The sequence below is a fragment of the Mesorhizobium sp. Root695 genome (assembly GCF_001428185.1).
GTDB lineage: Bacteria > Pseudomonadota > Alphaproteobacteria > Rhizobiales > Rhizobiaceae > Mesorhizobium.
This window is the reverse complement of sequence record NZ_LMHO01000003.1, coordinates 251,485-276,238: the sequence shown is the minus strand read 5'-3', so window position 1 is coordinate 276,238 and position 24,754 is coordinate 251,485. Positions and strand designations below refer to the sequence as shown.

The 24,754-nt window shown below is 62.9% G+C and carries 24 protein-coding genes, 1 tRNA gene and 1 riboswitch; of the genes, 4 read left to right on the top strand and 21 right to left on the bottom strand.

Annotated features, from left to right (window positions below; all coding sequences use genetic code 11):
• Positions 1-19: 19 nt before the first annotated feature.
• Genes cobO through ASD99_RS05455 form a run of 4 tightly spaced genes read right to left on the bottom strand, consistent with a single transcriptional unit; the run spans position 20 to position 2,103 of the window.
• Entirely contained in the window at positions 20-634 is a 615-nt protein-coding gene (gene cobO, locus ASD99_RS05470) for a cob(I)yrinic acid a,c-diamide adenosyltransferase (RefSeq protein ID WP_056596468.1), read from the bottom strand.
• 1 nt (position 635) lies between these two features.
• Positions 636-1,148, bottom strand: a complete 513-nt coding sequence (cobU, locus tag ASD99_RS05465) for a bifunctional adenosylcobinamide kinase/adenosylcobinamide-phosphate guanylyltransferase (RefSeq protein WP_056596471.1) — start codon at positions 1,146-1,148, stop codon at positions 636-638.
• Entirely contained in the window at positions 1,141-1,908 is a 768-nt protein-coding gene (locus tag ASD99_RS05460; RefSeq protein WP_056596474.1) for a CbtA family protein, read from the bottom strand. The genes cobU and ASD99_RS05460 overlap by 8 nt, the downstream gene beginning before the upstream one ends.
• 15 nt (positions 1,909-1,923) lie before the next feature.
• Positions 1,924-2,103: a CbtB domain-containing protein gene (locus ASD99_RS05455; RefSeq protein WP_056596477.1), complete on the bottom strand. Its 180-nt coding sequence runs from the start codon at positions 2,101-2,103 to the stop codon at positions 1,924-1,926.
• Positions 2,104-2,138: 35 nt separating this feature from the next.
• Positions 2,139-2,336: riboswitch (cobalamin riboswitch) on the bottom strand.
• A 139-nt stretch (positions 2,337-2,475) separates the two neighbouring features.
• Here ASD99_RS05455 and ASD99_RS05450 point away from each other — a divergent pair.
• On the top strand, positions 2,476-3,651 hold the full coding sequence (locus tag ASD99_RS05450; protein WP_056596480.1) for an aromatic ring-hydroxylating oxygenase subunit alpha: 1,176 nt from the start codon (positions 2,476-2,478) through the stop codon (positions 3,649-3,651).
• A 7-nt stretch (positions 3,652-3,658) separates the two neighbouring features.
• Here the strand turns inward: ASD99_RS05450 and ASD99_RS05445 are convergent, their stop codons facing one another.
• Positions 3,659-4,858, bottom strand: coding sequence for an MFS transporter (locus ASD99_RS05445; RefSeq protein WP_057142949.1), 1,200 nt, complete (start codon positions 4,856-4,858; stop codon positions 3,659-3,661).
• 235 nt (positions 4,859-5,093) lie between these two features.
• Between ASD99_RS05445 and ASD99_RS05440 the strand changes: the two genes are divergently transcribed.
• Positions 5,094-6,092, top strand: coding sequence for a heparan-alpha-glucosaminide N-acetyltransferase (locus tag ASD99_RS05440; RefSeq protein ID WP_056596486.1), 999 nt, complete (start codon positions 5,094-5,096; stop codon positions 6,090-6,092).
• Complete coding sequence (locus tag ASD99_RS05435; RefSeq protein WP_057142948.1) at positions 6,089-6,565, top strand: methyltransferase family protein; 477 nt, start codon at positions 6,089-6,091, stop codon at positions 6,563-6,565. Before ASD99_RS05440 ends, ASD99_RS05435 begins: the two co-directional genes overlap by 4 nt.
• A 145-nt stretch (positions 6,566-6,710) precedes the next feature.
• On the opposite strand, the gene ASD99_RS05430 is transcribed toward ASD99_RS05435, so the two are convergent.
• From ASD99_RS05430 to ASD99_RS05420, 3 genes are all read right to left on the bottom strand, one after another.
• Positions 6,711-7,097 carry a MerR family transcriptional regulator gene (locus ASD99_RS05430; protein WP_056596491.1) on the bottom strand — a complete coding sequence of 129 codons (387 nt, stop codon included), beginning with the start codon at positions 7,095-7,097 and terminating at the stop codon, positions 6,711-6,713.
• A 156-nt stretch (positions 7,098-7,253) separates the two neighbouring features.
• Positions 7,254-8,672, bottom strand: coding sequence for a magnesium transporter (mgtE, locus tag ASD99_RS05425; protein WP_057142947.1), 1,419 nt, complete (start codon positions 8,670-8,672; stop codon positions 7,254-7,256).
• A gap of 194 nt (positions 8,673-8,866) precedes the next feature.
• Positions 8,867-8,951, bottom strand: a tRNA-Leu gene (locus ASD99_RS05420).
• A gap of 235 nt (positions 8,952-9,186) precedes the next feature.
• Between ASD99_RS05420 and lipB the strand changes: the two genes are divergently transcribed.
• Positions 9,187-9,930, top strand: coding sequence for a lipoyl(octanoyl) transferase LipB (gene lipB, locus ASD99_RS05415; RefSeq protein WP_056596698.1), 744 nt, complete (start codon positions 9,187-9,189; stop codon positions 9,928-9,930).
• Positions 9,931-9,951: 21 nt separating this feature from the next.
• Here lipB and ASD99_RS05410 read toward each other — a convergent pair whose 3' ends face one another.
• The 13 genes from ASD99_RS05410 to ASD99_RS05350 all read right to left on the bottom strand — a co-directional run bounded on the left by ASD99_RS05410 (position 9,952) and on the right by ASD99_RS05350 (position 24,749).
• The gene (locus tag ASD99_RS05410) at positions 9,952-11,202 is read right to left on the bottom strand and encodes a hypothetical protein (RefSeq protein ID WP_056596701.1); all 1,251 of its coding nucleotides are present in this window, start codon (positions 11,200-11,202) and stop codon (positions 9,952-9,954) included.
• Between the two features lie 404 nt (positions 11,203-11,606).
• Positions 11,607-12,344, bottom strand: a complete 738-nt coding sequence (locus ASD99_RS05405) for an ABC transporter ATP-binding protein (RefSeq protein WP_200950967.1) — start codon at positions 12,342-12,344, stop codon at positions 11,607-11,609.
• Positions 12,296-13,582, bottom strand: coding sequence for a lipoprotein-releasing ABC transporter permease subunit (locus ASD99_RS05400; RefSeq protein WP_056596707.1), 1,287 nt, complete (start codon positions 13,580-13,582; stop codon positions 12,296-12,298). The genes ASD99_RS05405 and ASD99_RS05400 overlap by 49 nt, the downstream gene beginning before the upstream one ends.
• A complete protein-coding gene (gene proS / locus ASD99_RS05395; protein ID WP_057142946.1) occupies positions 13,579-14,907 on the bottom strand; it encodes a proline--tRNA ligase in 1,329 nt (442 codons plus the stop codon). Before proS ends, ASD99_RS05400 begins: the two co-directional genes overlap by 4 nt.
• A gap of 550 nt (positions 14,908-15,457) precedes the next feature.
• Positions 15,458-15,742, bottom strand: a complete 285-nt coding sequence (locus ASD99_RS05390) for a DUF1467 family protein (RefSeq protein WP_056596715.1) — start codon at positions 15,740-15,742, stop codon at positions 15,458-15,460.
• Complete coding sequence (gene mce, locus ASD99_RS05385) at positions 15,739-16,143, bottom strand: methylmalonyl-CoA epimerase (protein ID WP_056596718.1); 405 nt, start codon at positions 16,141-16,143, stop codon at positions 15,739-15,741. Before mce ends, ASD99_RS05390 begins: the two co-directional genes overlap by 4 nt.
• Before the next feature lie 112 nt (positions 16,144-16,255).
• On the bottom strand, positions 16,256-17,926 hold the full coding sequence (locus ASD99_RS05380) for a ribonuclease J (protein WP_056596721.1): 1,671 nt from the start codon (positions 17,924-17,926) through the stop codon (positions 16,256-16,258).
• Between the two features lie 120 nt (positions 17,927-18,046).
• Positions 18,047-18,868 carry a biotin--[acetyl-CoA-carboxylase] ligase gene (locus ASD99_RS05375; RefSeq protein ID WP_057142945.1) on the bottom strand — a complete coding sequence of 274 codons (822 nt, stop codon included), beginning with the start codon at positions 18,866-18,868 and terminating at the stop codon, positions 18,047-18,049.
• A 5-nt stretch (positions 18,869-18,873) separates the two neighbouring features.
• On the bottom strand, positions 18,874-20,310 hold the full coding sequence (gene nuoN / locus ASD99_RS05370) for an NADH-quinone oxidoreductase subunit NuoN (RefSeq protein WP_057142944.1): 1,437 nt from the start codon (positions 20,308-20,310) through the stop codon (positions 18,874-18,876).
• Between the two features lie 19 nt (positions 20,311-20,329).
• A complete protein-coding gene (locus tag ASD99_RS05365) occupies positions 20,330-21,835 on the bottom strand; it encodes an NADH-quinone oxidoreductase subunit M (RefSeq protein ID WP_056596730.1) in 1,506 nt (501 codons plus the stop codon).
• A complete protein-coding gene (gene nuoL / locus ASD99_RS05360) occupies positions 21,835-23,808 on the bottom strand; it encodes an NADH-quinone oxidoreductase subunit L (RefSeq protein ID WP_057142943.1) in 1,974 nt (657 codons plus the stop codon). Before nuoL ends, ASD99_RS05365 begins: the two co-directional genes overlap by 1 nt.
• A gap of 10 nt (positions 23,809-23,818) precedes the next feature.
• On the bottom strand, positions 23,819-24,127 hold the full coding sequence (gene nuoK, locus ASD99_RS05355; protein WP_019858930.1) for an NADH-quinone oxidoreductase subunit NuoK: 309 nt from the start codon (positions 24,125-24,127) through the stop codon (positions 23,819-23,821).
• A 1-nt stretch (position 24,128) separates the two neighbouring features.
• Positions 24,129-24,749 (bottom strand): NADH-quinone oxidoreductase subunit J, encoded by a 621-nt coding sequence (locus ASD99_RS05350; protein ID WP_057142942.1) that lies wholly within the window; start codon positions 24,747-24,749, stop codon positions 24,129-24,131.
• Positions 24,750-24,754: the final 5 nt, after the last annotated feature.

The window sequence follows — 24,754 nt, the reverse complement described above, 5'->3', positions numbered from 1 at the left end:
TGTGGGCGGGTAGAAGCTCTTAGAACTCGATCCCTTGCTGGGCCTTCACGCCCGCGGAAAAATGGTGCTTGGTCGCGCCCATCTCGGTGACGAGGTCGGCGGCCTCGACCAGCGCCGGCTTGGCGTTGCGGCCGGTGACGACGACGTGCAGGCCCTCGCGCCGGGCCTTCAACGCTGCAACCACCTTGTCGAGATCGAGATAATCGTAGCGCAGCGCAATGTTCAGTTCGTCGAGCACCAGCAGGCTGATCGACGGATCGGCCATAAGCTCAAGCACCTTGGTCCACGCGGCTTCGGCGGCTGCGATGTCACGCTTCAGGTCCTGTGTCTCCCAGGTGAACCCCTCGCCCATCGCGTGCCAGACGACGCGGTCGCCGAAGGCGGCGAAGGCGTCCTTCTCGCCGGTGTGCCACTTGCCCTTGATGAACTGGACGACGCCGACGCGCTTGCCATAGCCGAGCATCCGCAGCGCCAGGCCAAAGGCGGCTGTGGTCTTGCCCTTGCCCGGGCCGGTGTTGACGATCAGCAGCCCCTTCTCGACCGTCTTGCTCGCCACTTCGGCATCTTGCACCGCCTTGCGCTTGGCCATCTTGGCGCGGTGGCGTTCTTCTTCCTGATCGTCGATGTCGGTCATGTCATTTCACCTTGAGCGGCAGCCCCGCCACCATCAGCAGCACTGTATCGGCGACAGCAGCGACCTGCTGGTTGAGTCGGCCCGCGGCATCACGAAACCGGCGGGCGAGTGCATTGTCGGGCACGATACCCTGTCCGACTTCATTGGATACCACGAACCAGGGACCACGCGGCCGCGACAGCACGTCCGCCAGCCGATGGCATTCAAGCTCGAGGTCGTGTTCGGCCAGCATATGGTTGGTCAGCCACAGGGTCAGGCAGTCGACAACCACCGGCTGATCGTCCGGCAAGGCTGCAAGCGCGCCGGCGAGATCGAGCGGTGCATCGATGGTCGTCCAGCCTTCGCCGCGCCGCGACCGGTGCAACGCGATGCGTTCACCCATCTCGTCATCATAGGCTTGCGCGGTAGCGATATAAGTCCATGGCGGCGGCAAACCCGTCGCCAGGGTTTCGGCATGCGCGCTCTTGCCGGAGCGCGCACCGCCGATGAGGAAGGTCAATCCCTTGTCAGGCAAAGCTGTCGCGCAGGTTGGTCGCGGTGCCCGTCAAGCGGCCACGCACCACGCCAACGACCGCCCCGAGCACCAGCCAGAACACCAGATTGGTCACCGTCACCGCCACCACGAACTGGTGATGCAACCCTTCCGGAATCGCCGTCTCGTAACTGCCGGGCTGCGGCGCGCCGACAATATGCGGCGCGACGATCAAGGCCACGGCCAGGATCGCCAGCGGCAGCGACTTGCGGAAGGCGATCATGCCAAGGCCGATCGCGGTCGCCGCCACCGTTGCCCACCACCAGATCTGGCGCTCGGTCAGATCGGCAGCCGGCATGGCCGGCAGTTCAGGTGGAAGGCCGAGGCCCGGCGCCAGGGTGAACACGGCAAAGCCGGCCAGCCCCCAGAACACGCCCTGGCGCCAATTGCCGATGCCGCCGGCGAATTCGGAAACCGCGACCAGGATCAAGGCGAAGCCGATGCCAGTGACGATATTGGCAAGCACGCTGAAGGCGAAACGCTCGAAACCGTCTGCCGGCGCCCAACCCTCGTCTTCCGCCGGAGCAGTCGCTTCGGCCGGGGCCGCAGTGCTCATGGCGGTGGTACCCGTTGCGGCCGGTACCGCGGCATGGTCATGGCCATGGCCGCCGCCGGCCTGTTCGTAGACTTCCGCCTTCAGGATCAGCGGCACTGTTGCATAGGCCTGCATGCAGGCGAGAACGACGCCGGCCACGAGCCCCGCGATCGCCGCGATGAACACGACGTTGCGAAACAGGTTCATGATGTCAGATCCTGGTCAGTGGCAGGGAAACGCCATCGAATGGCGATAGTCGTGAGCTGCATTGTGGACCGCATCGATATGCGAGAAGCCGACAAAGCCCATTACGAAAATGCCGAGAAACGCAGCAAGAGCGAGCTGCATGAAGCGCGACTGCGAGGAGACGGAGGTGCCGAGGGAGATGGAAGCGGCAGTCATATCTTGTCCTTTCGCCCTCCACCCGAGGGCATCGAAGTCAGTTTCCTGTCGCCGGCAGGTCTCCTGGCTCGCGGATCAGCGCCCTTCCCCACCTTCCCGAAGAAAAGATCTTCAGTGGCATATGGAGAGGACTACCGCATACAGTTGCGGGGGCAGCCTCGGCATCGGGCGAAACTCGCCCTCACCGCATTCCCTCTTGGCTCCAAAATGGAACCGACGACATTGGCGACTATAGGCAGAATCCTCGCGTCCGGCAAACCAAATTCCGCCGACAACCATCGCAAATGCGTCGTACCAGCCGAGACCCGCCGGTGCCGCAATTGACAATTTTCCTGACCGGGTGTCGGCTGACATCTTCACAGGAAGCCAGCCATGCAGCCCATTGCCAGCGAGCGCGATCCCTACAACGGCCTGACCAGGGCCGAGCCGACGCTGCCGTCATCGGCCTATTGGGATGCAGGCAGCTATCAAAAAGATCTCGACGCTATCTGGTACAGAAGCTGGCTGCTCGTCTGCCGCGAGGCCGACCTAGCCCAACCCTTGGCTTTCCGCAGATTCCGCATCGGCACGCAGGACATCGTCGTGCTGCGAGACGAGACCGGCGAGTTGCGTGCCTTCCACAACACCTGCCGCCATCGCGGCTCGCAGCTCTGCCAGGAAAGCGAAGGCCGGCTGAAGGCGCGGCTGATCACCTGCCCCTACCACGCCTGGTCCTACTCGTTGCGCGGCGATCTCGTGCGCGTGCCGTCGAAATCGCTGCCCGAAGGCTTCGACAAAGCCGACCATCCGCTTTATCGCGTAGCACTCTCGGTGTGGCGCGGTTTCGTCTTCGTCAATCTGCAGGAAGACGCCGCCGGCTCGGCGCAGGCATCCTTCGATCCCGCCTCCGGCGATCTCGGCAACTGGCCGCTGGAGAGGCTGGTGAGCGGCCACGTGCTGCGCAAGGTGATGAACTGCAACTGGAAGATTTTCTGGGAAAATTTCAACGAGTGCCTGCATTGCCCGGGCGTCCACAAGGACCTGTCGCGGCTGGTGCCGATCTATGGCCGCGGCCTGATGGGCAGGCATGACGATCCCGAATGGTCCCGACACGCCGACAATGATGCACCGGAATTTTCTGGCGGCCTGCGCACTGGCGCCGAAACATGGTCGCGCGACGGCCAGGCGCATGGGCCGGTCTTCGCCAACCTCACATCAGCAGAACGCGCTGCCGGCCAGACCTACGCCACCAGCCTGCCGTCGATGTTCATAGTCGGCCATGTCGACTATGTCAGGTCAGTGCGGCTGGTGCCGCTCGGCCCCGAGCAGACCGAGCTTGTCGCCGAATGGCTGTTTGCGGCTGAGGCGCTCGCCGCGACCGACATCGACAACATCGTTGCCTTCGGCACGCAGGTACTGGAGGAGGATGCAACGATCTGCGAGGTCAACCAGAAGGGCCTGCGCTCGATGCGCCACCAAGCCGGCGTGCTGATGCCCGAGGAATACGACCTGCATCGCTTCCACAACTGGGTGCGCGAGCGGCATGCGGCGCGCGAGACAACCGCCTAGTCGGCGACTAAAGCGATTTCGGCAGATAACGCCAGGTCACGAAGCCGCAGACCGCCGCCAGCAGGCCGAGCGTGACGAATACCGAGCCCAGGCCGAAGAAGACCAGCACCACCGAATAGACCAGCGGCGGCGTCAGCTCGGAAAAGTCGAGATAGGTGCGATAGACCGCCGCCATTTGCGATCTTTCATAGGAGCGCACCGAGCGCATGAAGGCGGTCGAGCCAAGCGCGTCGAGCGCAATGGTGAAGAAAGCGCCGCAGAGCAGGAAGGCGCCGGTGAGCAGCGGCACGGTTTCGCCGACGAAGCCCGCCGCCAGCAGCGTGGCCGACATGGCGAAATAAGCAAATGTCATGGTCCTGCGGCCGCCAAAGCGCTTTCCCGCCTTGCCCCAGAAGATGGCCATGAACAGCAGCGCGTTGCCGGCCGAAACCAGCAGGCCGCCGGCCAGCTTGCCCTCGCCGGTGATCACCATGAACAGCGGCCCGTAGACGAAGAACGTCGTCCAGAAACAGGAGCGGCCGAAGGCGATCAGCCAGGCCAGCCGCAGCCTGGGCTGCGCGATGAAGCGGCCGATATTGGCGAGCGGATTGACTGGCCGCGTCTTGCCCGGACGGATCGACGGGTTGTCGCCGAGCCGGTAGGTCCAGAACAGCGCCAGCAGGGCCATCGCGAACACGGCCACCGCACCATGCGCGGCATAGATGCCGAAGCGCGTGTAGAGGAAGATGCCGAGCGTCGGCCCACCTGTCCAGGCCAGCATCGACCACGCCATGCGCAGCGATTCGGCCTGCATGAAATCGGTCTTGCGGATGTGGTCCATGATGTAGAGGTTGAGCGTGATCGACAGCGCACTGGCGCCCATCACGCGGCACAGCATGCCGGCCAGTTGCCCGGCAAGCGTGTCGGTGACGAAGAACAGCGAGCCTATGGCCAGCAGGCAGGCGCCAGCGGTGTAGACCCAGCGGCGGGCAAAGCGGCGGATCAGCATCGGCATGAAGAGCGTCACCGACAGGCCGAGCATCGCCACCACGGTGTAGAGGATCGAAACGATCTGCTCGTTGTGCAGGATCTCATAGGCCTGGATCGGGATGACGCTCGACACCGTGGCGCGGGCGAAGGATTCGACCGCATAGAGCGAAGCGAAGGTGCGCGCGTCCGCGGCCTTGAGGGCCGGTAGCCAGATCGGATGGCGCACATGGGTGGACATTGCTTCCCCAAAGCAGAATCATCGGGCCAAATCTGCCGTGGCGATCCCCGCGCTAATAAGAGGAAACCGACGCGTATCCGGCAAAAAGCGAAGTCGGCCAAAGGCTTCCCGCCACTGGCCTAAAGTGGCGGCTGATCCAGCGTCCGCGCCACTGTACTTGGCAAAGCTCCCGGTCTTCTTTTGTCCGGGCCAACCGTGATAGTCGTCTTGCGGGGCTGAATCAGAATGCGAGACCATGAGCATCCAAACGCCGACCGCACCCGTTCAGGATCGAACAAAGCGCATCGTCGCCATCGACATCGTGCGCGGCATCGCGCTCATCGCCATGGCGAGCTACCATTTCACCTGGGATCTGGAGTTCTTCGGCTACACTGATCCCGGCCTGACCGCCTTCGGCTGGTGGAAGATTTACGCACGTTGCATCGCTTCCACCTTCCTGTTTCTGGTCGGCGTCAGCCTGTACCTTGCCCATGGCCGGCAGATCCGCTGGAACGGCTTCTGGAAGCGGTTCGCCATGGTCGCCGGAGCCGCGATTGCGATTTCGGTCGTCACCCGCATCGCAACCCCGGACGGCTTCATCTTCTTCGGCATCTTGCACGAGATCGCGCTGGCCAGCCTGCTCGGCCTCGCCTTCCTGCGGCTGCCGGCTTTGTTGACGCTGGTCGTTGCCGCGCTCGTCATCACGGCGCCCGTGTATCTGCGCTTCGAGGCGTTCGATCCCCCGTGGCTGTGGTGGGTCGGCCTGTCGGCGAACAATCCGCGTTCCAACGACTACGTGCCCCTGTTTCCGTGGTTCGGCGCTGTGCTTCTCGGCATCGGCGTCACCAAGCTTGCTGCGGGCGCGGGTGTCTTGACGTGGCTGGGGAACCTCAAGCCCGGCCACTGGGCCAATCCGCTCGTCTTCATCGGCCGCCACAGCCTGGCCTTCTACCTGATCCACCAGCCGCTGCTGATCGGCTGCGTGTGGCTGTTCTCGCAGATCATGCCGGCACAGGTCGAAACCCCGCAGGTGAACTTCCTCAAAACCTGCCAACTGTCCTGCGAGCAGTCGCGCGACACAGAGTTCTGTTCGAGCTACTGTGTCTGCATGCTCGATACGCTCGAGGGCGAGGCCACGCTTGATAGGCTCTACAACAACGACCAGACTGCGGAATGGAAGGCACATTTGTCCGACCTTGCCGGCATGTGCACCGCCAAAACCGACAGCAAGTTGATGGAGGAAGGGGTCAAATGACCGAGAACCTGCCGAAGCCGGGGCTCATACCGTGGCCGCCGCTGATCTACACCGCCGCCATCGCCATCAGCATCGCGCTTGGCCTGCTCCATCCCCTGCCCTGGATCGGCGACATCCTGGGCGATATCCTGTTCGCCGCCGGCTGGGTGGCACTGTTCGCCGTCGCCGCACTCTGGTTCACCGCGATCCGCACCATGATGCGGGCCAAGACCACGCTCAACCCTAACGCGGTGCCCGATCACCTCGTCACCACAGGTCCCTTTGGCGTCACCCGCAATCCGATGTATCTGGCCAACACGCTGCTGCTGATCGGCGTCGCCCTCGTCTCGGGGATCGTATGGTTCCTGCCGCTGGCGTTCATCGCCGCCTATGCCACGCAAAAGGTCGCGATCGAGGGCGAGGAAAAGGTGCTGGCAGCGAAGTTCGGCAAGAAATACCGCGACTACGCCAAAAGAGTACGACGCTGGATTTGAGCCGGCGCCGAAGCTCCCAATCTCCCCCTTGTGGGGAGATGTCCGGCAGGACGGGGATGCTGCCCCTCCAACATCTCGACACTTTGCACACCCGCGACGCTCAAAAAGAGCGGTCTGCGCTCCGCTCAGGGTGACGAAAAGACCGCTACGTATTCACACCAAGCTCGACCAACCGCTCGACGCAAGATTCCTCTGCCTGGTCGAGCTCGGCCAGCGTCTCTTCGAGGTCCCGGCGCTTCTGTCTGAGATCCTCGCGCTTTTCCTCAATGCGCTTGATCATCAGCTTGAGTTGACCGACCTCGCCGGGCGGCGCCTTGTACATCTGGATGATTTCGCGGATCTCGTTAATCGAAAAGCCGAGCCTCTTGCCGCGCATGATCTGGCGGATGAGGTGGCGGTCGGACGGGCGAAACAGCCGCGTGCGGCCACGCCGCACCGGCTGCACCAACCCCTCGTCCTCATAGAAGCGCAGCGTCCGCGTCGATACGTCGAACTCGCGAGTCAATTCGGTGATCGAATAATATTCTCGCATTGCCACTCCCGCACGCCGGAATCCCGGGCGATCGCCATGCGGCGTCGCCCTTCGGTCCCGAACCAAAACCCATGCCATGCCGGAATCGATATGGCGCCCCGCGCAAGCCTCGCATGGCACTTACGTAAAAGTCAATTGAGGCACGACAGGTAGCCCTCAGGGCACGCCGAACCACCATGTGGCAATGCCGAGAAACGCAAAGAAGCCGACGACATCGGTGACCGTGGTGACGAAGACCGCCGAAGCGACCGCCGGATCGACCTTGAAACGGTCGAGCAGCAGCGGGATCAGGATGCCGGCCAAGGCGGCGGCGAACATGTTGATGATCATCGCCGCCGCGATGATGCCGCCCAGATTGGGGTCGCGAAACCAGGCAGCGGCAACGATACCGATCAGGATGGCAAAGACGATGCCGTTGATGAAACCGACGCCCATTTCGCGGCGGATGATGCGGCCGGCATTGTAGATGTCGATATCCTTGGTCGCCAGCGCCCGCACCGTGACGGTCATGGTCTGCGAGCCGGCATTGCCGCCCATGCCAGCGACGATCGGCATCAGCACCGCCAGCGCCACGATGTGTTCGATCGTGCGGTCGAACAGCCCGATCACCGATGCCGCCAGGAATGCGGTCAAGAGATTGACCAGCAGCCATGGAACCCGTGAACGCGAGGTCGAAAGAATGCTGTCGGAGAGTTCTTCGTCGCCGACACCGCCCATGCGCAAGAGATCTTCTTCCGCTTCCTGCTGGATGACATCGACCACGTCGTCGATGGTCAGCACGCCGACAAGCCGCTCGTTTTCGTCGACGACGGCGGCCGACAATAGGTCATACTGCTCGAATTCCCGCGCAGCCTCTTCCTGGTCCATGGTGGCGGGAATGGCATGCCGCGTCTCGTGCATGACCTCCTCGACCTTGACCGAGCGCCTGGTGCGCAGGATCTGGTCGAGGTCGATGGCGCCGAGCAGCTTGAAGGTCGGATCGATGACAAAGATCTGGCTGAAGCGCTCGGGCAGATTCTGGTCTTCGCGCATGTAGTCGATGGTCTGACCGATCGTCCAGAACGGCGGCACCGCGACGAACTCGGTCTGCATACGCCGGCCAGCCGTCTCTTCGGGATAGTCGAGCGAGCGGCGCAGCCTGATCCGCTCGGTGAACGGCAGCTGCGACAGGATCTCGTCCTGGTCTTCCTTCTCGAGGTCTTCGAGAATGTAGACGGCGTCGTCGGAATCGAGCTCCTGCACCGCCTGGGCGATCTGCGCATTGGGCAGATTGTCGACGATCTCCATGCGGATCGCCTCGTCGACCTCAGTCAGCGAGGAAAAATCGAAATCCGCGCCCAGGAGTTCGACCAGCACACGGCGCTGTTCGGGATGCAGCGCCTCAAGCAGGTCGCCAAGTTCCGACTGATGGAGGTCGTCGACTTCATGCTTGAGGGTCAGCGTATCGCGGTCGGCGATCGCGGCACCAATCCGCGCAAGGAAGGACGAAAGGACAGCGCCGTCCTCCCCATAGATGTCGGCGTGGTGCTCCTCGGCGGCCCTGGCGCCGGTCGTCCGTTCGTGCTCGCCTTCCACCAGCGCCTCCCGCCATCGCAATCTCGGAAAAGATGCGTCTCAGGTCTAGAGCATCGCACCCAAAAGTGGAAACCGGTTTTGGGAGAATCCGACGCTCAAAAAGAAAGTGGCGTAACGTGCGGGAATATCGAACGAAATGCGCCCGGCCCGTAGCGGGCGGAGGCTGGCACAAATCGGATTCTGGGAAGAGAGAATGGTGCGGTCGAGAAGACTCGAACTTCCACGGGTTGCCCCACAGCGACCTCAACGCTGCGCGTCTACCAATTCCGCCACGACCGCACGTGGTAGGAGCCGGAACTCACCGGCTCGCGGCGTGTAGCAAATCGTTTCCGGCGAAACAAGTGCACGGAGCGCAATAATCGCCAGCGATCGGCATAACGCTCCACAGGATTGGAACGCGGGGCCGGAACTGGACGTTTGCGCCAGATATCGCCATATGGAGGCAAGTGCATGCGTCCAAAAGTGCAAGGCGGTTTTGGGATCGCGACATGCATAAGCGAAAAGACGAAATGCCATGCCAGAACGCAGCCAGATCGCCACGTCGTTCCTGCCGCTCCCCGGCTCAGTACCGGTTGAATGGCGCATCGAACCTGGTCTTACCGCCTATCCCGATGCGCTTGCCTTCATGGAGGCGCGCGCCGAGGCGATCCGAAGCGGCGGCGCCGGCGAAATGGTCTGGCTGGTCGAACATCCGCCGCTCTACACGGCCGGCACCAGCGCCCGCGGCGAGGACCTGATCGACGCGAACCGATTCCCGGTGTTTTCGGCAGGACGCGGCGGCGAATACACCTATCATGGGCCGGGCCAGCGGGTCGCCTATGTGATGCTTGATCTCAAGCGGCGGCGCGAGGATGTCCGCGCCTTTGTCGCAGCACTCGAACAATGGATCATCGGCACGCTCGCCGCCTTCAACGTGCATGGCGAACGCCGCGAGGACCGGGTTGGCGTCTGGGTGGTGCGACCGGATCGCCCTGCTTTGCCGGACGGCTCGCCGGCCGAGGACAAGATCGCGGCAATTGGCATCCGGCTGCGACGCTGGGTGAGCTTTCACGGCATCGCCATCAATGTCGAGCCGGACCTCGACCATTTCAGCGGCATCGTGCCCTGCGGCGTGCAGGACCACGGCGTCACCAGTCTTGTCGACCTCGGCCTTCCCCTGACAATGGCCGACCTTGATCTGGCGCTGAAATCCGCCTTCGAGGATGTCTTCGGTCCCGCCACGGCTTTGCCTGTCGACGCCCCGCGCAAGGCCAGTTGAGCCTTCCTGATCCGGTACGGCTCAGATCAGCTGAGCGGACGCCCACAGAACGCCGTAGCCATGGATGGCGAACACCGCCAGCAGCGCTGCCGCCATGGCGAACCGGTCGATGGTGTGGATCGGCTTCAGCTCGTGACGCGGCTTTACCCCGCTGCTCATCGTCAGCAGGCTAAGGATCGAAAACACCGCTCCCGAAGCGAGCAGAAAATTGGAGGAAAAACCGGCCCGCCACCCCACTGCCAGGAAGGCCGAGAGCAGGAAGAACGAGGCCAGCGCCAGCGCAATCGGCCCCGGGCAGATCTGACGCAGCACCTGGCCGCCGTCGAACTTCCACACCGGCACCAGATTGGCGATGTTGAACAGGGCGGCAAACCCCGCCAGAGCCGCCAGCAGCATTGCCGCAAGCCGATGTCCTTCCGCGCCGGCAAAGGTGCTTGCGGCGATTGCGATCGGCACCAGGAAGGCGGAAAAGCCGGCACCCATCAGCGCCACGAAGGCCACCTCGAAACGGCTATCATAGGGCCGGCCGCCAATGGCGATGCCGCCGAGCAGCGGAATGAAGATCATCCGCGCCCTGTTGTGGCCCATCAGGCGAAACGCCGCCATGTGGCCGAGCTCGTGCAGGGCGACAACCGATGTAAGGATCGCCGCCAGCGCCAGCCCGCCGAAATGAAGGCCGAAGAACGGCCACAGGATCAATGCCGACAGCGCGGCGAAGCCGACCTGGCTCAGCGGATGCTCGAACCAGCCGCCCTTGCGATATTGCCCGGTCCGCGCCCAGCGCTGCAGCTTGGAGAGTTCGCGGCGCATGGCGAAATAGCGGAACACCAGGAAGGCAACGCCGCGGTAGCGATCGGTCTGGCTGAGCGTCACCCGCGTACCGTTGCCCTCGGAAACGAGTTCTGCGGTTTCGCGAAAATCCTTCCAGAACGAAGCGTCCAGCGCGGTGTCCTCGAGGACACGCATCGAGAAGCGGCTGCCCTCGACCACGTCTTCAAACCGCGACTTGCGCTCGATCGGCCTGCCGTCGCGGCCTTCCCAGGACAGCATGATTCGAGCCACCCCCTCGCCGTCAGGCGCTTCGGCCCAGAGTATCTCACCGGACCAGCCGGCATCGCTGCCGAGCGGCCACAGCGCCTGCCAGAGGCGCTGCCGGTCCGCTGCTATCACGCGGCTTAGCCGGATCGTGCGCAGACCAAGCGGCACGGTCATCAAGAGAAAGATCAGCCCGAGATTGCTGGCCACGAGAATGGCCGTGACGATGGGCGACACGCAACGCTCCTTGTCTTTCGGGGCACCCTAACGTCGCGGCGGCAAGAAAAGCTTAACGGCGGAACGGTCTTCGACCGCGCAGGACCAGCGGCAACGAACGCCGCCAAATCACATGGCGCCGATCCAGATCGCCATGGAAACGAGAAAGGTGCTCATGCAAACCAGTGAGATGACATCCTGAACCAGATCGGTCATAACTCTCTCCTGTTGTTGATATGTTCGCAGTTTGTTCTAATTTTGTTTCAATGTCAACGAGCACAATCCGGCTGCGACCGGAATTTTCAGGCGATCAAATCAGCAGGGTTAAGAAAAGGTTGAGGACCGAGCGGCAGCCACCGATGGGCCAGATACAGGCATCAGTGGCGGACTGACGGCGAGCCCGCCAAGGTTTGTCGAGACCGAGGTCAGCCCGAACCGAGAGGCACCACTTTGCCGTCGGCCAGCGTCACCCGCCGGTCCATGCGCGATGCCAGATCGTGATTGTGGGTGGCGATCAGCGCCGCGAGGCCCGATTGCTTGACCAGCGCCGCCAGCGCCTCGAACACATAGGAGGCGGTGACCGGGTCGAGATTGCCGGTCGGCTCATCCGCCAGCAGCACCAGCGGCGCATTGGCGACCGCACGCGCAATGGCGACGCGCTGCTGCTCGCCGCCGGATAGCTCGGACGGCCGGTGCGATGCACGCTTGCCGATCTGCATGTAGTCGAGCAGCTGTGCCGCGCGCTCGGCCGCGTCCTTGCGGCTCAGCCCTTTGATGAGCTGCGGCATCATGATGTTTTCCAGCGCCGAGAATTCCGGCAGCAGGTGATGGAACTGGTAGACGAAGCCGACATCGTTGCGGCGGATCGCCGTGCGCTCGTCATCGGAGAGCCGCCCGCAGGCACGGCCGGCCAGGATGACGTCGCCGGCGTCGGGACGCTCCAGCAGGCCGGCGGTGTGCAGCAGCGTCGACTTGCCGGTGCCGGACGGCGCCACCAGCGCCACCATCTCGCCGCGCTTCAGCGCGAAATCGGCGCCGTTGAGAATGGTGAGCTTGCGCGGCCCCTGGACATAGTGCCGCTCGACGCTCTTCAGCTCGATAATGACCTCGGCCACTACTCGTACCTCAAGGCTTCGACCGGATCGAGCCGGGCGGCCCGCCATGCCGGAAACACCGTTGCCAGGAAGGACAGACCGAGCGCCATCAGGATGACATAGGTCGTCTCGCGCGGATCCATCTTCGCCGGCAGCTGGCTGAGGAAATAGAGCTCCGGGTTGAACAGCACCTTGCCGGTCATCCACGAGAAGAACTGGCGGATCGATTCGATGTTGGAGCAGATCAGCACGCCGAGCAGCACGCCGGCGAGCGTGCCCGTCACGCCGATCGCCGCCCCCGTCATCAGGAAGATGCGCAGGATCGCGCCGCGCGAGGCCCCCATCGTGCGCAGGATGGCAATATCATGCCCCTTGTCCTTCACCAGCATGATCAGGCCGGAGATGATGTTCAGCGCCGCGACCAGCACGATCAGCGTCAGGATCATGAACATGACATTGCGCTCGACCTGCAGGGCGGAGAAGAAGGTCTCGTTGCGCTGGCGCCAGTCGACCATGTCGATCGGCCGTTGCGCCGCCGCCTCCACCTTCGGTTTCAGCGCGTCGACATCATCGGGATTGTCGACATAGATCTCGATCGTCTGCGCCCGCCCGTCCATGTTGAAATAAAGCTGAGCTTCGGTGAACGGCATGTAGACGATGGAGGTGTCGTATTCGGACATGCCGACTTCGAAGATCGCCGAGATCTTGTAGCCCTTCATGCGCGGCGTCGTGCCAATCGGGGTCACGTCGCCGTCCGGCGAGATCAAGGTGATGGTGTCACCAAGCGTCAGGCCGAGATTCTCGGCCATGCGCTTGCCGATGGCAACGCCCTCGCCGCTGTCGAAATCGGCGATCGAGCCTTGTTTGATGTTGCTGGCGACGATGGCGATCTTGCCGAGGTCCTCGCCGCGTATGCCGCGCACCAGCGCTCCGGTTCCGCCGCCGACATTACCCTGCGCCAGCACCTGGCCGTCGATCAGCGGGATGGCGTATTTGACGCCGGGCACGCCGTTGATGCGGCTGGCGACCTGCGCGTAGTCCTCCAGCGGCGAATCGAGCGGCTGCACGATGAGATGGCCATTGACGCCGAGAATGCGCGTCAACAGCTCCGCCCTGAAGCCGTTCATCACCGCCATCACCACGATCAGCGTGGCGACGCCCAGCATGATGCCGAGGAAAGAGATCGAGGCGATCACCGAGATCACCGTCTCCTTGCGCCGCGAGCGCAAATAGCGCCACGCGACCATGCGCTCGAAGATGGAAAAGGGTCCGGCGCCCGCCGATCTTGCCGCCACCGCCTCGCTCATGCGGCGACACCGAAGCGCTTTTTCGCGTCCGCGATCGGCAGCGTCTCGCGCTCGCCGGTCTTGCGATGCTTGATCTCGATCTCGCCGCTGGCCACGCCTCGCGGCCCCACGATCACTTGCCACGGCAGGCCGATCAGATCGGCGGTGGCGAACTTGCCGCCGGGCCGCTGGTCGGTGTCGTCGTAGAGCACGTCCTTGCCGGCGGCGACGAAAGCGGCATGCAGCTCGTCGCAGACGCTGTCGCACTCGGCGTCCCCCGCCTTCATGTTGATCAGCCCGATGTCGAACGGCGCCACCGCTTCCGGCCAGATAATGCCGTTGTCGTCATGGCTGGCCTCGATGATCGCCGCGACCAGCCGCGACGGACCGATGCCGTAGGAGCCGCCGGAGACGAAATGATCCTTGCCGTCGGGCCCGGTCACCTTGGCGCCCATGGGCTTGGAATATTTGTCGCCGAAATGGAAGATATGGCCGACCTCGATGCCGCGCGCCGAAACCTTGTCGCTCTCGCCGATCTTTGCCCACGCCGCCTCGTCATGCATCTCGTCGGTCGCGGCGTAGGGCGTCGTCCATGTCTTGACGATGTCGGCGATCTCGGCGTCGTTGGCAAAATCGGTATTGGCGCCGGGTACATCGAGCGAAAGATAGTCGCGGTGGCAGAAGACCTGGCTCTCGCCGGTGTCGGCGAGGATGATGAATTCATGGCTGAGATCGCCGCCGATCGGCCCGGTGTCGGCCCGCATTGGTATAGCCTGCAGCCCCATGCGCGTGAAGGTCCTGAGATAGGACACGAACATCCTGTTGTAGGCCGCCTTGGCGCCCTCGAAGTCGAGGTCGAAGGAATAGGCGTCCTTCATCAGGAATTCGCGCGACCGCATGACGCCGAAGCGCGGCCGCACCTCGTCGCGGAACTTCCACTGGATGTGGTAGAGATTGAGCGGCAGGTCCTTGTAGGACTTCACATAGGCGCGGACGATCTCGGTGACCACTTCCTCATTGGTCGGGCCGTAGAGCATGTCGCGGTCCTGCCGGTCCTTGATGCGCAGCATCTCCTTGCCGTAGTCGTCATAGCGGCCGCTTTCGCGCCACAGATCGGCCGACTGGATGGTCGGCATAAGGATTTCTAGCGCCCCTGCGCGATTCTGTTCCTCGCGGATGATGCGGCAGACCTTGTCCAGAACCCGCTTGCCGAGCGGCAGCCACGAGAAACTGCCCTGCCCCTGCTGGCGGATCATGCCGGCGCGCAGCATCAGCCGGTGCGAGACGATCTCGGCCTCGCGCGGATTTTCTTTGAGAATGGGCAGGAAATAGCGCGACAAACGCATGGACTGGTCCGTGAGTGAGGATGGCCGCGTCAGAATCGGCGCGACTTTGGCTTGCTTGACCCGGCTTCATAGCCATTTCATGGCGGAATGGGAACCCAAACCCGGCGGCGCAGTGCCGCACGCCTCTTACTGGACGTTTCGAAAGCAAAGCCTGCCATACTATTGTGCAGTGCAGCACGAGAATGCCTGTTTCGAGGCAAAATTCTTCGTGACATTTTCATTCGCGTTAGGCTAATGTGCCCCGATAACCGAGAGGGCAGAAAAAAATCTGCTCTCCTACGCGGTCAAAGTCTTGGGAGGATGCGATCTAGGCGCGGTTACTCGCTGCCGCCGGAAACCGGAAACAGATCGGACGCGTTTAAATTGCAAGGCCTTGTGCCTTGCATTTTTTTTGAGCAATCATCTGCTTAGCGCAATGCGTTGCCAGACCACCTTACCCTGCGTCAGCACGCCCCCGACCACAAAACGGCACGGCATTTCCGTTCGAAACCGCGCATGGTTCCGACGGATGAAAACGTCTTTGCCGGACAGTCTATTTGGGCCCGACAGCCTATTTGGCTGGCGTCTGGCCGAAATCCGGCACGATGTGCGGGATGTCGTTGAGGCTGTATCCCAGGCCATGCGTCAGGCCATAGAAAATGCCCATCAGGATCGCGGTGGCGACGGTGGTGCGGATCACGGCGCGCAGCATGTGGGGGCCGCGCGGCGCGCTTGGAACCGTACCCAGCGTCACATCATGATCGTCGTCCTGCGTCTTCACGCTGAACGGCAGCACGGCAAACAGCACCACCCACCAGGTCGCGAAAAACAGGGCGGTGAACGAAACCCAGCTCATGATTGCTCCAGTTCGATCAGCGTGCCGAAGAAATCCTTCGGATGCAGGAACAGCACCGGCTTGCCATGGGCGCCGATCTTCGGGTTGCCGTCGCCCAGCACGCGGGCGCCGGCAGCCTTGAGCTTGTCCCGCGCTGCCAGGATGTCGTCGACCTCGTAGCAAAGATGGTGCATGCCGCCGGAAGGGTTCTTCGCCAGGAAGGCGGCGATCGGCGACCCCTCGCCCAAAGGCTCCAGGAGTTCGATCTTGGTGTTGCCGACATTGACGAACACCACCGTGACGCCATGCTCCGGCAGCGCCTGCGGTTCGGTCACTTCGGCGCCGAGCGTGTCGCGATAGGCGGCGACGGCAGCCGTCAGCTCCGGCACGGCAAGCGCGACATGGTTCAGACGTCCGAGCATAAAATATTCCGAAAGCTAGGGGAGCAGGGGAATAAGGGAGTATGTGAGTAGGGAAAAACAAGTTGATGCAACAATTTGCCTTCCCTATTTCCCTACTCCCGTATTCCCTTCGTCACCTTGTGACGAATACAGTCACCAGCGGTTTCTTGCCCCAGGCTTCGTTGGCGGCGCCGCGCACGGCACGCCTTACAGCCTCTTGCACCATGTCCAGGTCTTTTCGGCGCTGACGGGGGATCGAGTCCACCGCGCCGATTGCCGCATCGATCATCAGGTCCTCGAGCGCGTCGCCACGGCCATCAGCCTCGGCGACGCCGATGGCGACCAGATCGGGGTCTCCGGCAAGCTCATATTTGTCGTCGAGCACGACATTGACCGCGACATGGCCGGCAAAGGACAGTTTGCGCCGGTCGCGGATGCCCATAGCCTGGTCGGTGCCGATCAGCCTGCCGTCCTTGTAGACGCGGCCGAACGGCACCTGGTCGATGATGGTGGCAGGGCCGGGAGCGAGCCTCAGCATGTCGCCGTCGCGCACCTGCGCCACCTGGCCGATGCCGGACGTCGACATCAGCGATCCCTGCGCCACCAGATGCGCCGCCTCGCCATGCACGGGAACGCCGATCTGCGGCCGCACCCATTCATACATCTTGCGCAATTCGCTGCGCCGCGGATGGCCGGAGACATGCACCAGCGCGTCGCCATCCTCGATGATCTTGATACCGAGGTCGATGAGACGGTTCTTGATCTCGAGGATCGCCTTCTCGTTGCCGGGAATGGTACGCGAGGAAAACACCACCGTATCGCCTGCCGTCAGCGACACGGACTTCATCTCTTCGCGCGACAGCTTGGCCAGTGCGGCAAGCGGCTCGCCCTGGCTACCGGTGCAGATGATGACCAGGTTTTCACGCGGGATGAAGCCAAAATCCTCCTCGGCGATGAACTCCGGCAGACCGTCCATGTAGCCGAGTTCGCCAGCCACATCGATGACCCGCTTCAGCGAGCGGCCGAGCACCAGGCACTGGCGGCCGGCATCGCGTGCAGCCCTGGCTATGGAGACGATGCGTCCGACATTGGAGGAAAACGTGGTGACGGCGACGCGGCCCTTGGCAGCCTGGATGACGCCCTTGAGGCCTTCGCCCACGGCCACTTCCGAAGGCGACTCGCCTTCGCGCAGCGCATTGGTCGAATCGCAGATCAGCGCCAGGACGCCCTTGTCGCCATAGGCTCGGAAACGCGCCTCGTCGGTCTTCGGCCCGATCGTCGGCTCCGGATCGATCTTCCAGTCACCGGTGTGGATAACGGTGCCGGCCGGCGAGGTGATCGCCAGCGACATCGGTTCGGGGATCGAGTGCGCGACAGGAATGGCTTCGATCTCGAAGGGGCCGACGGTGAATTTTTCCCCCGCTTTGTAGATCGTGACCGGTATTTTCGGCGCGCCCTGCTCGCCTTGCCGCTTGGCTTCGAGCAAGCCGGCGCTGAACGGCGTCATCCAGACCGGCGCCTTCAGCTTCGGCCAGGTGTCGAGCAGCGCGCCGTAATGGTCTTCATGCGCATGCGTGATGATGATGCCGCGCAGATTGGCGAGGTTCTCCTCGATGAAGCGCGTGTCGGGCAGCACAAGGTCGACGCCGGGCAGACTGGCATCAGGGAAGGTCACACCGACATCGATGACGATCCATTCGCGCGCACTGGGCGGGCCGTAGCCGTAAAGTGCGAAGTTCATGCCGATCTCGCCGACGCCGCCGAGCGGCACGAAGACGAGTTCGGCGTTTTCCGCTTTCGCCATGATTTTTCCCTTCCTGGCCCTCAGGCCAAGTCCATAAAGCAATTCCAGGAAAAGTGTGTAACGGGTTTTCCCACAGGAATTGCTAAAAAAACAAACACTTAGAGCCGTTTGTGAACGGCTCTAAGCTCTAGCCGAAGCGACCGCGCCGAAATGCACGTCGCCGGCGGCTATCGTCAGAACCGAACCTTCATCGTCGCGGATCACGAAACGGCAGTCGTCGTCAATGGTTTCAAACACCCCACGCACCACATTACCGTCAATTCTGACAGCAACCTCGCCGCCGAGCCCCGCCGCGCGAGCCAACCACCGTCGCCTGATGGCGGCAAGTCCGCGCCCCTCATCCCACAACCGGGCATTCTCGCTCCAGGCATCCGACAGCGCCAGGAACAGTGTTTCCGCATCGCATGCCGCACCCAGCGCGCGCAAGGATGTTGCGGGATAAGGCAAATCCTCGGGGTATGCCACCACATTGACGCCGATGCCGACCGCCACTGCGAAACGGCCGCCTTCCAGGATCGCCGATTCCAGCAGGATGCCGGCCAGCTTGGCGCCGGAGGCAAGCACGTCATTCGGCCATTTCAGCTCGAAACGGTTTTTTCCTTCGCTGCCACCGTCAAGGCCTATGGCGATCCGGCCCTTCGGCACCACGGCGTCGAGCGCGTCCGCCAGCGCCAGTCCGGCGACGAAACCCAGCGTTGCGGCAAGGCGAAGTTCTGCCCTGGTGATGACGAGCAGCGTCGCCGCGAGGTTGCCTTCGGGGGTCGCCCACACACGGCCCCGCCGGCCGCGCCCGCTTTCCTGCTTCTTGGAAACGACCCACAATTTGCCCGGGTCGCCTGCCCTTGCGTGATCCAGTGCCAGCGCATTGGTGGAGCCGACACTGTCATGCGCCTCGAGCCGGAACCCTTCCGACGCCGAGGTTGGAGCCAGCCGAAATGCCATGCCGGCTAGAAAAACGTCTTGGCGGCGGCTTCGGCATAGGTGCCGATCGGTCCGCCGATCAGCACATAAAACAGCACGAAGGCGCCTGAGACGCCGAGCACGACACGCAATTCCGTCGCCATCGGCACAAAGCCGCCGACCGGTTCGTCGAACCACATGATCTTGATGATGCGCAGGTAATAATAGGCGCCCACCACCGAGGCCAGCACGCCGATGATCGCCAGCGCGTAGAGATGGGCGTTGATGGCGGCGAGGAAGACGTACCACTTCCCCCAGAAACCGGCGAGCGGCGGGATGCCGGCCAGCGAGAACATCAGGATGGTCAGGATCGTCGCCATGATCGGATTGGTCGACGACAGGCCGGCCAGATCGCTGATCTGCTCGACATTGCCTTCCTTGCGCCGCATGGCGAGGATAAAGGCGAAAGTGCCGAGCGTCATCACCAGATAGATCAGCATGTAGATGGCAACGCCGCGCACGCCGGCCTGGCTGTTGGCGGCAAGGCCGACCAGCGCGTAGCCCATATGGCCGATCGAGGAATAGGCCATCAGCCGTTTGATGTTGGTCTGGCCGATGGCAGCAAAAGCGCCCAGCGCCATCGAGGCGATGGAGATGAAGACGATGATCTGCTGCCAGTCGGAGGCGATCGGCTTGAACGCGCCCATGGTGACGCGCACCATCAGCGCCATCGCCGCCATCTTCGGTGCCGCCGCCAGGAAGGCCGTCACCGGCGTCGGTGCGCCCTCATAGACGTCCGGCGTCCACATGTGGAACGGCACCGCCGAGATCTTGAAGGCAAGGCCGGCCAGCACGAAGACGAGGCCGAAAACGAGGCCAAGCTGGCGCTCGCCGCTGCCCAGCGCCGAAGCGATCTCCTGGAAGCCGGTGTTGCCGGTGTAGCCATAGACCAGGCTGATGCCGTAGAGCAGCATGCCCGACGACAGCGCGCCGAGGACGAAATATTTGAGGCCAGCCTCGGTCGAACGCAGATTGTCGCGATTGATCGCGCACAGCACGTAGATCGCCAGCGACTGCAGCTCGAGGCCGAGATAGAGCCCGATCATGCTGTTGGCCGAGATCATCAGCATCATGCCGAGCGTGCTGAGCAGCACCAGCACCGGATATTCGAACTTGTCGAAATGCTCCGCCCTGGCGAAGCGCATCGACATCGCCAGCGTCACCGCCGAGCCGACCAGCGCCAGCACCTTCATGAAACGGGCAAAGGAATCCTGGATGAAGGCATTGCCATAGGCGCTGCCCTGCCCGGTTTGGAAGATCAGCCAGGCGCCCGCGACCACCAGCACGGCGACGGCAAGGCCGGTCACCGTGTTGGCGGTGTTGGCGCGCGAATAGGCGCCGACCATCAGCAGCGCCAGCGCGCCGACGGCAAGGATCAGCTCTGGCGTCGAGAGCGACAGGCTGGAGAGAAGGTCCGGCGTCATGGTTCGCAAAACCCCTGGGTCAGTTCGCCGCCGCGGTCTGCGCGGCGCCGATGGATGCAGTGACATTGGTGACGAGCGACTTGACCGATTCGGCCGTCGCGTCGAAGACGGGTGCGGGATAAACGCCGAAGAAGATGACCAGCACGACCAGCGGGTAAAGGATCACCTTCTCGCGCGGCGACAGGTCGAGCAGGCCCTTCAGGCTGTCCTTGGTCAGCGCGCCGAAGATCACCCGGCGATAGAGCCAGAGTGCGTAGGCAGCCGACAGGATGACGCCGGTGGTGGCGAAGAATGCCACCCAGGTGTTGACCCGGAACACGCCAAGCATGGTCAGGAACTCGCCGACGAAGCCGCTGGTGCCTGGCAGGCCGACATTGGCCATGGTGAAGATCAGGAACACCGTGGCGTATTTCGGCATGTTGTTGACCAGCCCGCCATAGGCCGCGATTTCGCGTGTGTGCATGCGGTCGTAGATGACGCCGACGCACAGGAACAGCGCGCCGGAGACGAGGCCGTGGCTGAGCATCTGGAAGATCGCGCCCTGCACGCCTTCCTGGTTCATGGCGAAGATGCCCATGGTGACGAAGCCCATATGGGCGACCGACGAATAGGCGATCAGCTTCTTCATGTCCTCCTGCATCAGCGCCACCAGCGAGGTGTAGATGATGGCGACGACCGAGAGCGCGAAGATCAGGGGCGCGAACATTTCGGACGCCAGCGGGAACATCGGCAAGGAGAAACGCAGGAAGCCATACCCGCCCATCTTCAACAGGATGGCGGCCAGGATCACCGAGCCTGCCGTTGGCGCCTCGACGTGCGCGTCGGGCAGCCAGGTGTGCACCGGCCACATCGGCATCTTCACCGCGAAGGAGGCGAAGAAGGCAAGCCATAGCCAAGTCTGCATGTTGGCCGGGAAATTGTGCGTCAGAAGCGTCGGGATGTCGGTCGTGCCTGACTGGAAGAACATCGCCATGATGGCGAGCAGCATCAGCACTGAGCCGGCCAGCGTGTAGAGGAAGAACTTGAACGAGGCATAGACGCGCCGCTTGCCGCCCCAGACGCCGATGATGATGAACATCGGGATCAAGCCGGCCTCGAAGAAGACGTAGAACAGCACGATATCCAGCGCGCAGAACACGCCGATCATCAGCGTTTCGAGCAGCAGGAAGGCGATCATGTAGGCCTTGACGCGCTTCTCGATCGCCTCCCACGAGGCCAGGATGCAAAGCGGCATCAGGAACGTGGTCAGGATGACGAACAGCATCGAGATGCCGTCGACGCCCATATGGTAGGAGATGCCGGAATCGAGCCAGGCGACCTTCTCCACGAACTGGAAGCCTGCCTGAGAATTGTCGAAGCCGGTCCAGATGAACAGCGAGATGATGAACGTGAACGTCGTCGTCAACAGCGCGATGGCGCGGATGTTGCGGCGTGCATTTTCGCTGTCATCATTGATGAACAGGATAAGCAGCACACCAACCAGCGGCAGGAAGGTGACCAGCGAGAGGATTGGCCAGGCGGTCATCAGAGCATCATCCAGGTGACGAGTGCGGCAACGCCGATCAGCATGGCGAAGGCATAATGATAGAGGTAGCCGGTCTGCAGCTTCACGACGCGGTTGGTGACATCGACGACGCGAGCGGAAATGCCATCCGGGCCGAGGCCGTCGATGACGGTGCCATCGCCGGTCTTCCACAGGAAATGGCCGAGGCGCTTGGCGGGCCGCACGAACAGGAAGTCGTAGAGCTCGTCAAAGTACCACTTGTTGAGCAGGAAGGCGTAGAGCCCGCGATGCTGGGCGGCCAGATTGGCAGGCATTTCCGGCGAGCGGATGTAGAACTTCCAAGCCAGCGCCCAGCCGATCAGCATGGCGATGAAGGGCGACAGCTCGACCCACAGCGGCAACTCGTGGATATCGTGCAGGATGTGGTTTTCCGGCAGCGTGAACAACGACGCCTTCCAGAACTCGGCATAGCCCTCGCCGATGAAGGCGCCGTGGAAGATGATGCCTGCAAACAGCGCGCCCGCCGCCAGGACGAACAGCGGCACCAGCATCACCGGCGGCGATTCGTGGACGTGGTGCATCACCTCATGGCTCGCCCGCGGCTTGCCGTGGAAGGTCATGTAGATCAGCCGCCAGGAATAGAAGGCGGTGAAGCCAGCGGCGACGACCAGCGCTACGAAGGCCATGCCGGCAACCGAATTGTGGCCGGCAAAGGCGCTCTCAACGATGGCATCCTTGGAGAAGAAACCGGCGGTGCCGATGACCGTCACCGGTATGCCGACGCCGGTCAGCGCCAGCGTGCCGATCACCATCATCCAGTAGGTGGTCGGGATCAATTTCCTGAGGCCGCCCATCTTGCGCATGTCCTGCTCGTCGGAGACGGCATGGATGACCGAGCCCGAGCCGAGGAACAGCAGCGCCTTGAAGAAGGCATGCGTGAACAGGTGGAAGATGGCAGCGCCATAGGCGCCGACGCCAAGCGCCACGAACATGTAGCCGAGTTGCGAGCAGGTCGAATAGGCGATGACGCGCTTGATGTCGTTCTGGACGAGGCCGACCGTCGCCGCGAAAAAGGCGGTGAAGGCGCCGATGAAGGTCACCACCGTCAGCGCCGAATGCGACAGTTCGAACAGCGGCGACAGCCGCGCCAGCATGAACACGCCGGCCGTCACCATGGTGGCGGCATGGATCAGTGCGGAAACCGGCGTGGGGCCTTCCATGGCATCCGGCAGCCAGGTGTGCAGCGGCACCTGCGCCGACTTGCCCATGGCGCCCATGAACAGCAGCAGGCAGACGACCGTCATGGCCGCCTGCTTGTCCAGCGCATAGCCGAGGAAGGTCAACACGGCCGCGCCATGCGGCGCGCCCTCAGCCGGGATGAACGTCGCCGCATTGGCGAAGATGGTGCCGAGATTGACCGAGCCGAACAGCACGAACAGGCCGAAGATGCCGAGCGCGAAGCCGAAGTCGCCGACGCGGTTGACGACGAAGGCCTTGATGGCGGCGGCATTGGCCGACGGCTTCTTGTACCAGAAGCCGATCAGCAGGTAGGAAGCGAGACCGACCCCTTCCCAGCCGAAGAACATCTGCACCAGATTGTCGGCCGTCACCAGCATCAGCATGGCGAAGGTGAACAGCGACAGGTAGGCAAAGAAGCGCGGCCGGTTCGGATCGTGGTGCATGTAGCCGATCGAATAGATATGAACCAGCGCCGACACGGTGTTGACCACCACCAGCATCACCACCGTCAGCGTGTCGATACGCAAAGCCCAGGCCGCTTCCAGGCCGCCTGACTGGATCCAGCGCAGCACCGGCACGGTGAACACCTCGCCATGGCCGAAGCCGACAGTGAAGAAGGCGACCCACGACAGCACGGCCGTGATCACCAGGAAACCGGAGGTGATGTATTCGGACGCCTTGGCGCCGAGCGACGTGCCGAACAGGCCGACGATCAGGAAGCCGAGCAGGGGAAGGAAGACGATGGCCTGATACATGGTGGTTCCGTCAACCCTTCATCATGTTCACGTCTTCGACCGCGATCGAGCCGCGGTTGCGGAAGAAGACGACGAGAATGGCAAGTCCGATGGCGGCCTCGGCCGCCGCGACCGTCAGCACGAACAGAGCGAACACCTGGCCGACCAGATCGCCGAGTGCGGCCGAAAAAGCGACGAAATTGATGTTGACCGCAAGCAGGATCAGCTCGACCGACATCAGGATGACGATGACGTTCTTGCGATTCAGGAAGATGCCGAACACGCCGAGCGTGAACAGGATCGCCGATACGGTCAGATAATGCGCGATGCCGACAACCATCTCAGAGTCCCTCGCCTGTCTTGACCTTGCGGATTTCCATGCCGGTCGCAGGCGTGCGGCCGACCTGGGCTGCGATCGACTGCCGCTTGACGCCTGGTTTGTGGCGCAGCGTCAGCACGATGGCGCCGATCATAGCGACCAGCAGCACGAGGCCCGAAATCTGGAAATAGTAGAGGTAGTCGGTATAGAGGATGTCGCCGAGCGCGGCCGTGTTGGTCCGCGTGGCGAAATCCGGAATGGGCTTGGAGACCGTCGAGGCGAGCTGCGGCGCGAATGTGTAGCCGCCGAGCACGACGATCAGTTCGGCTGCCAGGATCAGCCCGACCAGCGCGCCGATCGGCGCATATTGCAGGGCGCCGCTCTTCAGTTCGGCGAAATCGACGTCGAGCATCATGACGACGAACAGGAACAGCACCATCACCGCGCCGACATAGACGACGAGCAGGATCATCGCCAGGAACTCGGCCCCGGTCAGCATGAACAGGCCGGCGGCGTTGAAGAAGGTCAGGATCAGGAACAGCACCGAATGCACGGGGTTGCGCGACGAAATGACCATGAACGCCGACGCCACCGCGACAAAGGCGAAGAGGTAGAAAAAGGCCGCCTCTAGTCCACTCAACATTGGGG

What these genes read in the sequence shown, in the direction of transcription:
- cobO (WP_056596468.1), bottom strand. Translation starts at nt 634, where the DNA reads ATGACCGACATCGACGATCAGGAAGAAGAACGCCACCGCGCCAAGATG.
- ASD99_RS05460 (WP_056596474.1), bottom strand. Translation starts at nt 1,908, where the DNA reads ATGAACCTGTTTCGCAACGTCGTGTTCATCGCGGCGATCGCGGGGCTC.
- ASD99_RS05455 (WP_056596477.1), bottom strand. Translation starts at nt 2,103, where the DNA reads ATGACTGCCGCTTCCATCTCCCTCGGCACCTCCGTCTCCTCGCAGTCG.
- ASD99_RS05450 (WP_056596480.1), top strand. Translation starts at nt 2,476, where the DNA reads ATGCAGCCCATTGCCAGCGAGCGCGATCCCTACAACGGCCTGACCAGG.
- ASD99_RS05445 (WP_057142949.1), bottom strand. Translation starts at nt 4,858, where the DNA reads ATGTCCACCCATGTGCGCCATCCGATCTGGCTACCGGCCCTCAAGGCC.
- ASD99_RS05440 (WP_056596486.1), top strand. Translation starts at nt 5,094, where the DNA reads ATGAGCATCCAAACGCCGACCGCACCCGTTCAGGATCGAACAAAGCGC.
- ASD99_RS05435 (WP_057142948.1), top strand. Translation starts at nt 6,089, where the DNA reads ATGACCGAGAACCTGCCGAAGCCGGGGCTCATACCGTGGCCGCCGCTG.
- ASD99_RS05430 (WP_056596491.1), bottom strand. Translation starts at nt 7,097, where the DNA reads ATGCGAGAATATTATTCGATCACCGAATTGACTCGCGAGTTCGACGTA.
- lipB (WP_056596698.1), top strand. Translation starts at nt 9,187, where the DNA reads ATGCCAGAACGCAGCCAGATCGCCACGTCGTTCCTGCCGCTCCCCGGC.
- ASD99_RS05405 (WP_200950967.1), bottom strand. Translation starts at nt 12,344, where the DNA reads ATGGCGGGCCGCCCGGCTCGATCCGGTCGAAGCCTTGAGGTACGAGTA.
- ASD99_RS05400 (WP_056596707.1), bottom strand. Translation starts at nt 13,582, where the DNA reads ATGAGCGAGGCGGTGGCGGCAAGATCGGCGGGCGCCGGACCCTTTTCC.
- proS (WP_057142946.1), bottom strand. Translation starts at nt 14,907, where the DNA reads ATGCGTTTGTCGCGCTATTTCCTGCCCATTCTCAAAGAAAATCCGCGC.
- ASD99_RS05390 (WP_056596715.1), bottom strand. Translation starts at nt 15,742, where the DNA reads ATGAGCTGGGTTTCGTTCACCGCCCTGTTTTTCGCGACCTGGTGGGTG.
- mce (WP_056596718.1), bottom strand. Translation starts at nt 16,143, where the DNA reads ATGCTCGGACGTCTGAACCATGTCGCGCTTGCCGTGCCGGAGCTGACG.
- ASD99_RS05380 (WP_056596721.1), bottom strand. Translation starts at nt 17,926, where the DNA reads ATGGCGAAAGCGGAAAACGCCGAACTCGTCTTCGTGCCGCTCGGCGGC.
- ASD99_RS05375 (WP_057142945.1), bottom strand. Translation starts at nt 18,868, where the DNA reads ATGGCATTTCGGCTGGCTCCAACCTCGGCGTCGGAAGGGTTCCGGCTC.
- nuoN (WP_057142944.1), bottom strand. Translation starts at nt 20,310, where the DNA reads ATGACGCCGGACCTTCTCTCCAGCCTGTCGCTCTCGACGCCAGAGCTG.
- ASD99_RS05365 (WP_056596730.1), bottom strand. Translation starts at nt 21,835, where the DNA reads ATGACCGCCTGGCCAATCCTCTCGCTGGTCACCTTCCTGCCGCTGGTT.
- nuoL (WP_057142943.1), bottom strand. Translation starts at nt 23,808, where the DNA reads ATGTATCAGGCCATCGTCTTCCTTCCCCTGCTCGGCTTCCTGATCGTC.
- nuoK (WP_019858930.1), bottom strand. Translation starts at nt 24,127, where the DNA reads ATGGTTGTCGGCATCGCGCATTATCTGACCGTATCGGCGATCCTGTTC.
- ASD99_RS05350 (WP_057142942.1), bottom strand. Translation starts at nt 24,749, where the DNA reads ATGTTGAGTGGACTAGAGGCGGCCTTTTTCTACCTCTTCGCCTTTGTC.